Source organism: Pseudomonas sp. MT92 (assembly GCF_058792515.1).
Genome location: NZ_JBXAFA010000002.1, coordinates 400808 through 413516 on the forward strand (window position 1 = coordinate 400808; position 12709 = coordinate 413516).

Below are 12709 nucleotides of genomic sequence, written 5' to 3' on the forward strand. Positions count from 1 at the left end.
CGCTCCGTTGCGGTTTGGAACGCAACCCGGCTTATTCGGCCGTGGTGGGATCGATGATGTGGGCGACTTCGGAGATGCGATTGGCCGGGAAACCGCTCAGCCTGGCGTGCTCCCTGATCAGCTCTTCGCTCGGCGAGATGTACACGCAATAGAGCTTGTCACCGGTGACATAGCTCTGGAGCCACTGCACCTGCGGCAACTCGCGCAACGCCCGGCAGGACTTTTGCGAAGCGGCTTTCAAATCCCTTTGTGACAGTGTCCCAGCGCCTTGAATCTCGCGTTCTATGACGAACTTAGGCATGGCAACCTCTCATTCTTGTTATGGATGACAGGGCCGGCGGGCCCTGCGTGACCACTATCGCGCCGGGCAAAGTCGGCGTCCTGCCCGATCGTCGGCCAAGACTGTCCGATCGTCCGGAGGTTTCATGCGGGGCCGCTACAGGCTCACAATCAGCTTTCTGACCCACGATCGGCATTGGAAAACCCTCATGGATGCCCTGTCACAGACCCTGCGTGTCGTGCGCCTGGTCGGCGCGATTTTCATCAACGCCCGGTTCACCGCGCCCTGGTGCTATCAGTCACCGAGCGCCGACAGCGCCGCGCCGTTCCTGGAGCCAAACGCCGAACGGGTGGTGATCTTTCACTTGATCACCGAAGGCGAGTGTTACGTCGAACTGGGCAATGACCCGCCGCTGCTGCTGACGGCTGGCGATGTCGTCGTGTTCCCGCAAGGCGACGCCCATCGCATGTGCTCCGCACCTGGCCTGATTCCGGCCAGCGGCGCGCGTCTGGATGCGGTCCTGTCGCGCCGGCCCCGGCAGTTGAGCTACGGCGGAGGCGGCGCGACCACGCGCCTGGTGTGCGGCTATCTGGCGTGCGACACGCGGTTGGCGAGGATGTTGCTGACGGGGTTGCCGCCCGTGGTGCGAGTCAATGTACGCGGCTCGGCGGCCGGTGTCTGGCTGGAGTCTTCGGTGCATTACGCCCTGGCCGAAGCCCGCTCCCCCAGGCCGGGCGGCGAAGGTGTGCTGGCGAAACTGGCCGAGGTGTTATTCATCGAGGTACTGCGTCTGTACATGCACGAACAGGGCAAGGGCCGAACCGGTTGGCTGGCCGGCGTAAGCGACCGGATCGTCGGCGCCGCCCTCAACGCGCTGCACGACAAACCCTGTCACTGCTGGACCCTGGAAGAGCTGGCTCGCACTGCCGGCACCTCCAGATCGGTACTCGCCGAACGCTTCCAGCAACTGGTCGGGATCTCGCCGATGCAGTACCTCACGCAATGGCGGATGTTGCTGGCGGCCAATCTGTTGCGCAGCAGCAACAGTTCGCTGCTGCGCATTGCCGAAGAAGTGGGGTACCAGACGGATACGGCGTTCAGTCGGGCATTCAGGCGAGAGTTCGGGTCGCCGCCAGCGGCGTGGCGGCGCAGTCAGGAAAACCGGACGGCTCATTGATCTTTTTTACGCCGCTGGAGCGACTGCCTTCGCCTCCTCCAGCAACTGCTGGATCATCTTCTCCTGGGTCTCATAGCTGCCTTCACCAAAGTGCGTGTACCGCACCTGCCCCTTGGCATCGATCAGGTAGTGCGCCGGCCAGTACTGGTTGTCGAAGTTGCGCCAGATCGCGTAGTTGTTGTCGATCGCCACCGGGTAGGTGATGCCGTACTCCTTCACCTTGTCCCTGACGTTGTCGATGATGCGTTCGAACCCGTACTCGGGCGTGTGCACGCCAATCACCACCAGGCCGTCCTTCCCGTATTTCTTCGCCCAGTCCTTCACGTACGGCAGGGTGTGCTTGCAGTTGATGCAGTCGAAGGTCCAGAAGTCGACCAGCACCACTTTGCCCTTGAGCGATTCGTTGCTCAGTGCGGGCGAGTTGATCCATTCCACGGCCCCCGTCAGCGAAGGCATGGCGCCTTTGGCGTTGTCCATGGACGAATCGGCCTTGACCTTGCTAACCAGATAATCGACGACCTTCGGCACGGTTTCCAGCAAGCCCTTCTCGACACGGCTGACCCCTTCCGAGGAGGTATTGGCCAAAAGAACGTCATCGGCTCCAGTGGAAATCATCACGGCACCGGCCAACACCGCCACCCCCGCGCCACGACGCAACCAACCGGTTACGGGTATCGAGGGTTTAAGACGATTGACCAGACCACGACCGGCGAAGATCAAGGTGCCGAGGGACAACGCACTGCCGGCGCCATAGGCCAGCAGCAACAGACTGGTCCCGGCATTCGCGCCTTGCAGCATGGCGCTGGTGAGGATCACCCCAAGGATCGGCCCGGCGCACGGCGCCCATAGCAGGCTGGTGGCAACACCGATCATGATCGAACTCAACGGGCCGGACATTTTGCGGCTGTCCGGGTCGATGCGGTTACCCAGCAGAACGAAAGGCCGTGCCAGCCAATCGCCAACCCGTGCGGAAATCAGCGACAGGGCGAACAGCACCATCACGATCAGGGCCACTTGGCGCCCGCTGCTGCTGGCCTTGATCACCCATTCACTGCTGACCACCGCCAGGCTGGAAATCAGGGCGAACGTCAGCACCATGCCGCCCAGGGTCAGCAGGATCGATGAGCGCGTGCGATGGGCGCCGGCGAACAGGAACGGCACGACCGGCAGGATGCAGGGGCTGAGGACGGTCAATATGCCGCCCAGGAAAGCGATGAGTAACATGGGATCACCTTGAAAAAGAGGGTGGCAATGCACGCACGTGCCCCTGCAGGAGCTGGCTTGCCAGCGCCTGCAGGGGACCGCGTTATTCATCAAACTGTCTGGCTATCCTGCTGCTTCCCCTGCGGCGTGCGGCTGTAACCGTTTTCGGCAACGACTTGTCCCTGTGGCGTGCGGTTGTAGCCGTCCTCGGCGAGAAAGGCGTCGCCGCCCTTCTGCGCCACGGGCGTCAGCTGAAAGCAGGTGCTGCTGCCGCAGGCGCTTTGTTCCACAGCGGCGTTGGCGTGGGCAGCGACACCGGAGACGGAGAAGACAATGGCGGTCAAGTAGCGGCTGATGTGGTTCATGGTGTTGTTCCTGGATTCAAAAGGATGGTTATGGCGAATCGTGGGACTCAGTTGTCCGAGTTGCAGCTGTCAGAAATCTTGCGATAGTCCAGGACCCGGGTTTTGTTCTGGGAGTCCAGGTAGGTCAGTTGTGCATTCACGACCCCGCAGGAAGGCGTGGCGTCCTGTTTCGACGACACCACTTTCTTGATGTCCAGTTGCGTGCCGTAGGTGTAGGTTTTAGAGCTGACATCCGCTTCGGCACGGGCCGACAAGGTGCAGATGTTCAGGGCGGCAAACAGGCAAGCGGCATAGACGGCTTTGGTGTTCATGGCGTTTTCCTCAAGGTTTCAACGGATAGGTCGTTTGTTGGCTAGTGGCGGTTGGGCGTGCCTCGATGGAACCTATTAGAAGCCCCTGAGGTATCCCGTATGTGTCGGGAACAGGCGCGGGTAAATCGGCAAGTATCAAAGCCGGGCCGGGATACACAGGGATACAAACCCCCTGAAAATTCGCGTTTTTGCGTCTGTGTGTATCCACCGACTGGCCAGATACACTGCAATACAAAGGGCTACGGGCGAGCGGGCCAAGGCTCGATAAACTGTGCGACATCCCCCACTGACAGAGGCAGGCACCCATGGAACACGTCGATCACATCCTCATCGTTGACGATGACCGCGAGATCCGCGAACTGGTGGGCAACTACCTCAAGAAGAACGGCCTGCGCACCACGGTCGTGGCGGATGGCCGGCAGATGCGCAGCTTCCTCGAATCCACGCCGGTAGACCTGATCGTGCTGGACATCATGATGCCGGGCGATGATGGCCTGATGCTCTGCCGCGAGCTGCGCGCCGGCAAACACAAGGCCACCCCGGTCTTGATGCTCACCGCGCGCAACGATGAAACCGATCGCATCATCGGCCTGGAAATGGGTGCCGACGATTACCTGGTCAAGCCGTTCGTCGCCCGTGAACTGCTGGCGCGAATCAACGCCGTGCTGCGCCGCACACGCATGCTGCCACCGAACCTGGTGGTCACCGAAACCAGCCGCCTGCTGGCTTTCGGGCGCTGGCGCCTGGACACCTCGGCCCGCCACCTGCTCGATGAGGACGGCACCATGGTCGCGCTCAGCGGTGCGGAATATCGCTTGCTGCGGGTATTCCTCGACCATCCGCAGCGGGTGCTCAACCGCGACCAATTGCTCAACCTGACCCAGGGTCGCGACGCCGACCTGTTCGATCGTTCCATCGACCTGTTGGTGAGCCGCTTGCGCCAGCGCCTGCTGGACGATGCCCGCGAACCGGCCTACATCAAGACCGTGCGCAGCGAGGGCTATGTGTTTTCCCTGCCCGTGGAAATCGTCGGTGCCCCCTCGTGAGTCTATCGATGCATTGGCCTCGCACCCTGGCGTCGCGGCTGTCGCTGATTTTCCTGATCGGCCTGATCCTCGCCCAGGCCCTGTCTTTCGGTGCGCAGTACTACGAGCGTTACGAAAGCTCGAAAAACACCATGCTCGGCAACCTGGAAACCGACGTCTCGACCTCCATCGCCATCCTCGACCGCTTGCCGGCCAACGAGCGCGCCGGCTGGCTGCAGCAACTGCAACGGGCCAATTACGGTTATCTGCTCAGTGACGGCGAAAAAGGCACGCCGATGGACATGGACATGCCCGAGGCGCCGATGGCGATGGCCTCGATCAAGGACGCCATCGGCCAGGATTACCCGATGACCTTCACCGACATTCCCGGGCCGAAAAAACACTTTCAGGTGCACCTGAAACTCTCGGACGGCAGCCCGCTGACCATCGACGTACGGCCTTCGATGGTGCCGTTGTCACCCTGGCTGCCCATCGTCCTGCTCGGACAACTGGCGCTGATGCTCGCCTGCACCTGGCTGGCCGTGCGCATCGCCATCCGCCCCCTGAGCCGTCTCGCCGAAGCCGTGGACACCCTCGACCCCAACACCCACCCGGTGCTGCTCGACGAAAAAGGCCCGACTGAAGTAGCGCACGCGGCCAAGGCATTCAACGCCATGCAGGCGCGCATCGCCGCCTACCTGAAGGAGCGCATGCAACTGTTGGCGGCGATCTCCCATGACCTGCAAACGCCAATCACCCGGATGAAACTGCGCGCCGAATTCATGGACGATTCCGCCGAAAAGGACAAACTCTGGAACGACCTCGGTGAAATGGAACACCTGGTGCGCGAAGGCGTGGCCTACGCGCGCAGCATCCATGGCTCCACCGAAGAAAGCCGCCGCACGGATCTGGACTCGTTTCTCGACAGCCTGGTCTTCGACTACCAGGACATGGGCAAAGAGGTCCAGTTGAACGGCAAGAGCGCCGCCGTCATCGACACCCGCCCCCATGCCTTGCGCCGGGTGCTGGTCAACCTCACGGACAACGCCCTCAAGTTCGCGGGTTCTGCCGAATTACTGGTGGAGAAACAGGCCGACGGCAGCGTGTCGGTGAACGTCATGGACCGTGGTCCGGGCATCGCCGAAGAGGAACTGGCCCAGGTCATGCAGCCGTTCTACCGCGTGGAAAACTCCCGCAACCGCAGCACCGGCGGTACCGGCCTGGGCCTGGCGATTGCACAGCAACTGGCGTTGGCGATCGGGGGATCGCTGACGTTGAGTAATCGTGAGGGCGGTGGCTTGTGCGCGCAGCTCAAGTTGCCGGCTCGCTCGGCTTGAAAGACCGGGGTTTCGGGTCAATCCGCAACCCCGGCCATGGGCACCGCGTTAAATGACAAACTTCGACACCAGCGCGTTCAAATTCACCGCCAGGCGTGACAGTTCATGGGAGGCGGCGCTGGTCTGGTTGGCGCCTGTGGCGGACTGCGTGGCGAGATCGCGAATATTCACCAGGTTGCGGTCGACTTCGCGTGACACTTGGGCCTGCTCTTCGGATGCACTAGCGATGACCAGGTTGCGCTCGTTGATCAAATGGATCGACTGGGTGATCTGCTCCAGCGCGACACCGGCGGCACGCGCCATTTCCAGGGTGCTTTGGGTACGGTGATTGCTTTGCTGCATCGATGCCACGGCTTCACCGGTACCGTTCTGGATGCCGGCGACCATCTTCTCGATTTCCTGGGTCGATTGCGCCGTGCGATGGGCCAGCGCCCGCACCTCGTCCGCGACCACGGCAAAACCGCGCCCGGCCTCACCGGCACGGGCGGCTTCGATCGCCGCGTTCAACGCCAGCAGGTTGGTTTGCTCGGCGATGGCGCGAATCACATCCAGCACCTTGCCGATGTCGCGCCCCTGGGCAGCCAGGCCTTCGATCATCAACGAGGTGGTGTGCACGTCCTGGGTCATGGTCTGGATCGCGTCGACGGTCTCCACCACGCGGTCGCGGCCTTCCCGGGCGGCCTGGGTCGACTGGCTCGAGGCTTCGGAGGTCGATACCGCGTTGCGTGCCACTTCTTCCACGGCAGCGGTCATTTCGTTGACGGCGGTGGCCGCCTGTTCGATTTCGTTGTTCTGCTGTTGCAGACCGCGAGAGGCATCTTGGGTCACGGCGCTGAGCTCTTCAGCGGCGGCCCCCAGTTGCGTGGCGGAACCGGAGATCTGCTCGATGGTTTTGCGCAAATTGGCCTGCATGGTCGATAAAGCACCGAGCAAACGCCCCGGCTCATCCTGACCGTCGGCCTCGATGGTTTTGCTCAGATTGCCATCGGCGATGGTCTGCGCCGCCAGCAAAGCGCGGTTCAGCGGCGTGACGATGCTGCGGGTCAGCAACCAGGCCAACAGGATGGTCATCAGCGCGGCCATCACAGCGGCGACCACGATGCCGATAATGGCGCCGCTGTAGTTGGCGCCCGCTTCGGCCGAGGCGGTTTTGGCATAGCCGGTATTGAGTGCCACCAACTTGTTGAGCTGCTCACCCATCTGATCGGTGCCGTCCTTGATCCGCGTGTTGATCAGCGTACGCATTTCATCGAGTCTGTTCTGGCGCGACAATTCCAGCATCTGCTCCTGGGCTTGCATGTAGCTGTCCAGGGTAACGGTGAAGGTCTTGTACAGCTGCGCTTCTTCCGGCTGGGATGGCAACGCGGCATAACTGGCCTGAGCGCTGTGCACCTTGTCGATCAGCGCGCCGATGCGCGTCTGGGCATCCTGCAGCGCTGCCGGATCACGGTTGACCAATACCCGGAACGACAGAATGCGCATGCGCAACACGTTTTCGGTAATGTTGCCAAGAAAACCGACGCTGGGCAGTTGGTTCGTTTCCATGTCCAGGGAGGCCTGGCGGATGATACTCATGCGATTCACCGCAAACACCCCCAGCACAATGACCAGCAGGGCAATGAAGGCAAACCCCAGGAAAGCTCGAGGCGCGATACTCAGATTACGCAGTGACATAGGATGATTCTCGGGTGTTGGTGGCTACGAGCATCCTTGCGTGATCACTGAACGGCAGGCGTCGGCGCGCCCGTTTCAGATGGGCGCCCTTGTTGTAGTGGGTTTGTGTGCGCCTGTTAGTTGTATCGGCCAGGCTTGAGATTTATTGGGGGAATCGAGCAAATAAATTTGAAAGGGTTACGAGTGCTTCAACGGTGAAACACATGGAACGAATGTGCAATGTTCAGATGTCCGCAAAACGTCAGTTGATGGCGCCCACCACCCCTTCCCCATGCAGCTGTTGGATCAATGCCAAACCGTTTTCGAAGAACGTCTGCGAACCGGTCATCCCCGCCTCCTCCGCCAACCCCTGCAACTGCGCACGGCCGTCCAGCCCGGGAAACTCATTCAGGCGCTGCAACAGGCGCCACGCCAGCGGGCTCAGTTCGGAAAACTTTACGCTCCAGTCTTCAGCCCGCCGCACCAGCAACAAGGTCGGCTGATCGGGTGCGGTATCGGGCTGATAATCCGGTCCGACCCGCTGCACCGGCCAGCTATAGGCCAACGGCCAGGCCAGTGGCGAGACGTGCAACGGGCGGCTCGGCAACCCTTCTGCATCGCTGGCCGGCAAAGGCTCGGCCTCGGATTGTTGCAGCGCCATTTCGACCCATTCGTAATGCGCCAGCTCCACCATGAATGGCGGCCAGGAACCCTCGGCCAACGCTTGCGGCCCGGACGCCAGGAACTCGACGAATTCCTCGGTGATCTCGCCGAACTTCGGTGTGTGGGCGCGGTAATCGCGCAGAAAAGCCCGCACCAGCGCACGCCACTGGTCATCACCCAGGATGTTCACCAGCACCGGGAAGGTGCCGCTGATCAACGACGACAGGTTGGCGAACACCAGGTCGCGATAAACCTGTGCCCGCGCCGGGTCCATCTCGGCGGGTGGCGCACAGCGTTCAGGGTCGCGCAGGTACAGGCCCATGCTGTTTTGTTGTTCATGCAACGAGCGCTTGGCCACGGCTTGCCTCCTCCGCCTGCAAGCGGCGAATGGTCTGCAACTCGGCGACCAGTTCGGAAAACACCGGAAAGTTGAAATCGCGCTCCAGCAACGTCGGTCGAGCGCCGAACCGGGCATAGGCCTCGGCCAGCAATGACCACACCGCCGGCTTGACCGACGCCCCGTGGGTGTCGATTTTCAAGGTGTCGGACTCATCGAAATGCCCGGCGATGTGCATGGCCACCACCCGGTTCGAATCGATGCCGGCGAGGAATTCGTGTGGATCGAACCCGTGGTTGATCGCGTTGACGTAAACGTTGTTGACGTCCAGCAGCAAGTCGCAGTCGGCTTCGCGCAATACCGCGTTGGTGAATGTCACCTCGTCCATGTCCTGCTGTGGCGCGGCGTAATAGGAAACATTTTCCACCGCCAGGCGCCGGCCGAGAATGTCCTGGGCCTGACGAATGCGCGCGGCGACGTGGTGCACCGCTTCTTCGGTAAACGGCAACGGCAACAGGTCGTAGAGGTGACCGTCATCGCTGCAGTAACTCAGGTGCTCGCTGTACAGCGGCACGTTGTAGTGATCGAGAAACAGCCGCACCTCTTGCAAGAACCCGACATCCAGCGGTGATGGCCCGCCCAGGGACAGTGACAACCCGTGGCAGGACAGCGGATAGCGTTCGGCCAGTGCCCGCAGTGCCGCCCCATGGGCACCGCCGATGCCGATCCAGTTTTCCGGCGCGACTTCGAGGAAATCGAAATGGCCGGCCGGGGCGGCCTGGAGGTCTTTGATTAAACCGCGACGCAAGCCGAGCCCGGCGCTGGCTTTCGCTGAAATGATGGGGGTTTGCATGGTGTCGATCTCAAGGGTGGTCAGTACGCAATGACAGTTAATCGCAGCGGTGTATCTGTTCTGTGTTCAGCGGTGGCCTTGAATTGAGGGGGACTGTATCGGGAAGGCAGTTAGATACAGTGGGATACATACGCAGGCACTGCTGGCCAAATCCCCGTGGGAACGGCGGTCCAACGATTCGACTTGCCCGCGACCTGGCTGGCGGATCTGGCCTATTTGTTGACTGACACTGCGCTATCGCGGGCAAACCCGCTCCCACAGGGGACCTTCGTCGCCTGGAAAAAACGCCATTCGATCAGCGAACTAAACTTAATGCACCCAGGACATGCAAATCGTCCTGAACATCCCCCACGACCACCGCCCAGCGGCGGCTTGCCCAGGCAAACAATGCCTCTGGACTGTGATCCTCTTGAAGGAGCACACGTGATGGACGAGGCCAGACTCAATGACTTCATGGGCAAACTGGTGAGTGACATGGGCGGCGCGGCGATGCTCGCCAACGTCATCCTCGGCGAAGAACTCGGGCTGTACCGAGCCATGGCCGACAGTCAGCCCGTCACCCCTGAAACACTCGCCGGCAAGACCGGCTGCAACCCACGCCTGGTGCGCGAGTGGCTCAGCGCTCACGCCGCCTCCGGCTATATGGAACACACCGACGGACAGTTCCGCCTGCCCGAAGAACAAGCCCTGGCGCTGGCCATCGAGGACTCGCCGGTCTACATCGCCGGTGGAATCGGGGTGGTCGCATCGTTTTTCCATGACAAGGACAAACTGATCAACGCCATGCGCGGCGACGGCGCCCTGCCCTGGGGCGATCACCATCCGTGCATGTTCAGCGGCACGGAGCGGTTCTTCCGTCCAGGCTACAAGGCCCACCTGATCGCCGAATGGCTACCGGCCCTCGATGGCGTGGTGGCCAAGCTGGAAGCCGGGGCGAAAGTGGCAGACATCGGCTGCGGGCATGGCGCCTCCACCGTGATCATGGCCCAGGCCTTTCCCGAGTCGCGATTTGTCGGCTTCGACTACCACGCGCCCTCCGTCACCGTCGCCACCCAGCGCGCCGAAGAAGGTGGCGTGGCCGGTCGGGCGCGATTCTTCCAGGGCACGGCAAAGAGCTACCCCGGCAACGACTATGATCTGGTCTGCTATTTCGACTGCCTGCACGACATGGGCGACCCGGTCGGCGCGGCCAGACATGCCTACGAGTCACTGAAACCGGACGGCACGGTGCTGCTGGTGGAACCCTTCGCCAATGACTCGCTCGATGAAAACATCAATCCGGTCGGTCGTTTGTTCTATGCCGCCTCGACCTTCATCTGCACGCCCAACTCGCTGTCCCAGGAGGTTGGACTCGGCCTCGGCGCCCAGGCGGGCGAAGCACGATTGCGCAAGGTGTTCACCGAAGCCGGATTCTCCAGTTTCCGCCGGGCAACGGAAACGCCGTTCAACCTGATTCTTGAAGCACGCAAGTAAGCCAGGTTGCCTTTTGTAGGAGCTGGCTTGCCAGCGAAGATGGGTCAGGTACATTGATGTCGACTGACACACCATCGCGAGCAAGCTCGCTCCTACAGGTTTCCCGACATGCTCGACAGCCTGACCCTCGAACAACTCGACCGGCTCCAGCAGCTCATGGACGATCAACCGTACGTGGTTCTGACCGGCGCCGGGATCAGCACCCCGTCGGGCATTCCGGACTATCGCGACAATCAAGGCGTCCGGCGTGGCCGGCAGCCGATGATGTATCAGGAATTTCTCTCCGCGCCCGAGTCCCGCCGACGTTACTGGGCGCGGGCGATGCTCGGCTGGCCACGGGTGCGCCAGGCCCGGCCGAACGTGGCTCACGACACCCTGGCGCGCTTGCAGAGTACCCGGCAGATCAGCGGCCTGATCACCCAGAATGTCGATACCCTGCACGACCAGGCCGGCAGTCATGATGTGATCGAACTGCACGGCAGCCTGCACCGGGTGCTGTGCCTGGACTGCGCCAAACGCAGCGAACGGGATTCGATCCAGCAACAGATGGAAGCACAGAACCCCTATCTGGCCGGCGTTGATGCGGTGCAGGCGCCGGACGGCGACACCTTGCTGGACGCCGCCTTCGAATCCCGCTTTCAAGTACCCCGTTGCCCCTATTGCGCCGGTGAACGGATGAAACCGGACGTGGTGTTCTTTGGCGAAAACGTCGCGCAGGAAACCGCCGCCAAAGCGATGGCTGCGGTGGAAAAGGCGGCCGGGCTATTGGTCGTCGGCTCGTCGTTGATGGCCTATTCGGCATTTCGCCTGTGCCGCGCGGTGGTGGATCAGGGCAAGCCATTGCTGGCGATCAACCTGGGCAAGACGCGGGCGGACGACCTGCTGGACTTGAAGATAGAGATGTCCTGCGAGCAGTTGTTGCCCTTATTGGCACAGCGCCTCACCCACCACTGATGCCACCCAATCCCCGTAGGAGCGAGCCTGCTCGCGATGGATGTCAACGATGACGCGGGCTATCTGAATGCCCGCGGTGTCCTGGCGTCCATCGCGAGCAGGCTCGCTCCTACAAGATGGGTGATCAATGTCCTACTGCCTGCCGACTCAGACTTTCTTCTTTAAGCACATCAAACAACGCCTGCGCCGCCGCCGACAGCTCTCCCCCCGGCAACGTCAACACCCCTAGCGCCCGCTCAACCACCGGGTCGCGCAAGGTGATGCACCGCGCGCCCAGTTCGCGCATCTGCCCGGCGCACAAGGCCGGCACCGCGCTCACGCCCAGTCCGCTGGCGACCATCCGTCCGACCGTGGACAACTGATGGCTTTCAAACTCCACCGGCAATTTCATGCCCCGCGCCTGCAAGTGTTCCTCCAGCATTACCCGCACCGTCGAGGGGCGCTGCAAGGTAATGAATGGTTCCTTGAGCAAGGTCTGCCAGTCGATGTCATCCCGCGTGGCCAGCGGCGAGTCAAGGGGCACGACCGCCACAAAGCGGTCAACGTACAACGGCGTGAAATGCAGCGACGAATTCTGGGTCGGTTCGAACGCCACCCCCAGCTCCACCTGGCGGTCACGGACCATTTCCAGCACTTGCTCGTTGATCACGTCGTTCACCGTGACGTTGACTTTCGGGTAGCGCGCGCGAAAGGTCTTGAGGATCGGTGGCAGCAGGTTGCCAGCGAACGACGGCATGGCCGCGAGTGTCACGCGCCCGCGCTGGAGGGTGAAGCGCTGGCGCAATTCATCTTCGGCATTGTCCCAATCGGCAATCAGGCGGCGCGCCAGCGGCACCAGCGATTCACCCTCGGCGGTCAATGCGACATTGCGCGTATTGCGGGTGAACAATCGCCCGCCCAGGCTCTCCTCCAGCGCCTTGATGGTCAGGCTCAGGGCCGACTGAGACAGGTGCAAGCGCTCGCAGGCCACGGCGAAACTCAGACTCTGGGCCACCGCCAGGAAGGCGCGGATCTGCTTGATGGTCAATGTTCGTTGCTCCAGTTGTAAGCTACGAGCTCTAAGCTGCAAGATCGAAAG

Annotated in this window: 13 protein-coding genes; 5 read left to right on the forward strand and 8 right to left on the reverse strand. The window is 61.9% G+C overall.

Annotation, left to right across the window (positions count from 1 at the left end):
- Positions 1 to 31: 31 nt before the first annotated feature.
- The gene (locus AC1Q6D_RS04930; protein ID WP_103405433.1) at positions 32 to 301 is read right to left on the reverse strand and encodes a DUF4242 domain-containing protein; all 270 of its coding nucleotides are present in this window, start codon (positions 299 to 301) and stop codon (positions 32 to 34) included.
- Between the two features lie 187 nt (positions 302 to 488).
- Between AC1Q6D_RS04930 and AC1Q6D_RS04935 the strand changes: the two genes are divergently transcribed.
- Entirely contained in the window at positions 489 to 1457 is a 969-nt protein-coding gene (locus AC1Q6D_RS04935; RefSeq protein ID WP_207291546.1) for an AraC family transcriptional regulator, read from the forward strand.
- 6 nt (positions 1458 to 1463) lie between these two features.
- Here the strand turns inward: AC1Q6D_RS04935 and AC1Q6D_RS04940 are convergent, their stop codons facing one another.
- The 3 genes from AC1Q6D_RS04940 to AC1Q6D_RS04950 form a co-directional block, all read right to left on the reverse strand.
- A complete protein-coding gene (locus AC1Q6D_RS04940; protein WP_103405434.1) occupies positions 1464 to 2681 on the reverse strand; it encodes a cytochrome c biogenesis protein DipZ in 1218 nt (405 codons plus the stop codon).
- A gap of 89 nt (positions 2682 to 2770) precedes the next feature.
- Positions 2771 to 3025 carry a hypothetical protein gene (locus tag AC1Q6D_RS04945; RefSeq protein WP_103405435.1) on the reverse strand — a complete coding sequence of 85 codons (255 nt, stop codon included), beginning with the start codon at positions 3023 to 3025 and terminating at the stop codon, positions 2771 to 2773.
- A 47-nt stretch (positions 3026 to 3072) separates the two neighbouring features.
- A complete protein-coding gene (locus AC1Q6D_RS04950; RefSeq protein WP_103405436.1) occupies positions 3073 to 3336 on the reverse strand; it encodes a DUF2790 domain-containing protein in 264 nt (87 codons plus the stop codon).
- A gap of 305 nt (positions 3337 to 3641) precedes the next feature.
- Between AC1Q6D_RS04950 and AC1Q6D_RS04955 the strand changes: the two genes are divergently transcribed.
- Together AC1Q6D_RS04955 and AC1Q6D_RS04960 are read left to right on the forward strand one after the other, a co-directional pair.
- On the forward strand, positions 3642 to 4382 hold the full coding sequence (locus tag AC1Q6D_RS04955; RefSeq protein ID WP_047530534.1) for a response regulator: 741 nt from the start codon (positions 3642 to 3644) through the stop codon (positions 4380 to 4382).
- The gene (locus AC1Q6D_RS04960) at positions 4379 to 5698 is read left to right on the forward strand and encodes an ATP-binding protein (protein WP_103405437.1); all 1320 of its coding nucleotides are present in this window, start codon (positions 4379 to 4381) and stop codon (positions 5696 to 5698) included. The genes AC1Q6D_RS04955 and AC1Q6D_RS04960 overlap by 4 nt, the downstream gene beginning before the upstream one ends.
- Before the next feature lie 48 nt (positions 5699 to 5746).
- On the opposite strand, the gene AC1Q6D_RS04965 is transcribed toward AC1Q6D_RS04960, so the two are convergent.
- From AC1Q6D_RS04965 to AC1Q6D_RS04975, 3 genes are all read right to left on the reverse strand, one after another.
- Positions 5747 to 7372 carry a methyl-accepting chemotaxis protein gene (locus AC1Q6D_RS04965; RefSeq protein WP_103405438.1) on the reverse strand — a complete coding sequence of 542 codons (1626 nt, stop codon included), beginning with the start codon at positions 7370 to 7372 and terminating at the stop codon, positions 5747 to 5749.
- 241 nt (positions 7373 to 7613) lie between these two features.
- Positions 7614 to 8372 carry an HvfC family RiPP maturation protein gene (locus AC1Q6D_RS04970; protein WP_103405439.1) on the reverse strand — a complete coding sequence of 253 codons (759 nt, stop codon included), beginning with the start codon at positions 8370 to 8372 and terminating at the stop codon, positions 7614 to 7616.
- The gene (locus AC1Q6D_RS04975) at positions 8350 to 9204 is read right to left on the reverse strand and encodes an HvfB family MNIO-type RiPP peptide maturase (RefSeq protein ID WP_103405440.1); all 855 of its coding nucleotides are present in this window, start codon (positions 9202 to 9204) and stop codon (positions 8350 to 8352) included. Before AC1Q6D_RS04975 ends, AC1Q6D_RS04970 begins: the two co-directional genes overlap by 23 nt.
- Before the next feature lie 426 nt (positions 9205 to 9630).
- On the opposite strand from AC1Q6D_RS04975, the gene AC1Q6D_RS04980 reads away from it, so the two are divergent.
- Positions 9631 to 10677, forward strand: a complete 1047-nt coding sequence (locus AC1Q6D_RS04980; protein WP_103405441.1) for a class I SAM-dependent methyltransferase — start codon at positions 9631 to 9633, stop codon at positions 10675 to 10677.
- Positions 10678 to 10785: 108 nt separating this feature from the next.
- Positions 10786 to 11631 (forward strand): NAD-dependent protein deacetylase, encoded by an 846-nt coding sequence (locus AC1Q6D_RS04985; RefSeq protein WP_103405442.1) that lies wholly within the window; start codon positions 10786 to 10788, stop codon positions 11629 to 11631.
- Between the two features lie 124 nt (positions 11632 to 11755).
- Here the strand turns inward: AC1Q6D_RS04985 and AC1Q6D_RS04990 are convergent, their stop codons facing one another.
- Entirely contained in the window at positions 11756 to 12658 is a 903-nt protein-coding gene (locus AC1Q6D_RS04990) for a LysR family transcriptional regulator (RefSeq protein WP_047530549.1), read from the reverse strand.
- Positions 12659 to 12709 lie beyond the last annotated feature (51 nt).

What these genes read in the sequence shown, in the direction of transcription:
- AC1Q6D_RS04930 (WP_103405433.1), bottom strand. Translation starts at nt 301, where the DNA reads ATGCCTAAGTTCGTCATAGAACGCGAGATTCAAGGCGCTGGGACACTG.
- AC1Q6D_RS04935 (WP_207291546.1), top strand. Translation starts at nt 489, where the DNA reads ATGGATGCCCTGTCACAGACCCTGCGTGTCGTGCGCCTGGTCGGCGCG.
- AC1Q6D_RS04940 (WP_103405434.1), bottom strand. Translation starts at nt 2,681, where the DNA reads ATGTTACTCATCGCTTTCCTGGGCGGCATATTGACCGTCCTCAGCCCC.
- AC1Q6D_RS04945 (WP_103405435.1), bottom strand. Translation starts at nt 3,025, where the DNA reads ATGAACCACATCAGCCGCTACTTGACCGCCATTGTCTTCTCCGTCTCC.
- AC1Q6D_RS04950 (WP_103405436.1), bottom strand. Translation starts at nt 3,336, where the DNA reads ATGAACACCAAAGCCGTCTATGCCGCTTGCCTGTTTGCCGCCCTGAAC.
- AC1Q6D_RS04955 (WP_047530534.1), top strand. Translation starts at nt 3,642, where the DNA reads ATGGAACACGTCGATCACATCCTCATCGTTGACGATGACCGCGAGATC.
- AC1Q6D_RS04965 (WP_103405438.1), bottom strand. Translation starts at nt 7,372, where the DNA reads ATGTCACTGCGTAATCTGAGTATCGCGCCTCGAGCTTTCCTGGGGTTT.
- AC1Q6D_RS04975 (WP_103405440.1), bottom strand. Translation starts at nt 9,204, where the DNA reads ATGCAAACCCCCATCATTTCAGCGAAAGCCAGCGCCGGGCTCGGCTTG.
- AC1Q6D_RS04980 (WP_103405441.1), top strand. Translation starts at nt 9,631, where the DNA reads ATGGACGAGGCCAGACTCAATGACTTCATGGGCAAACTGGTGAGTGAC.
- AC1Q6D_RS04985 (WP_103405442.1), top strand. Translation starts at nt 10,786, where the DNA reads ATGCTCGACAGCCTGACCCTCGAACAACTCGACCGGCTCCAGCAGCTC.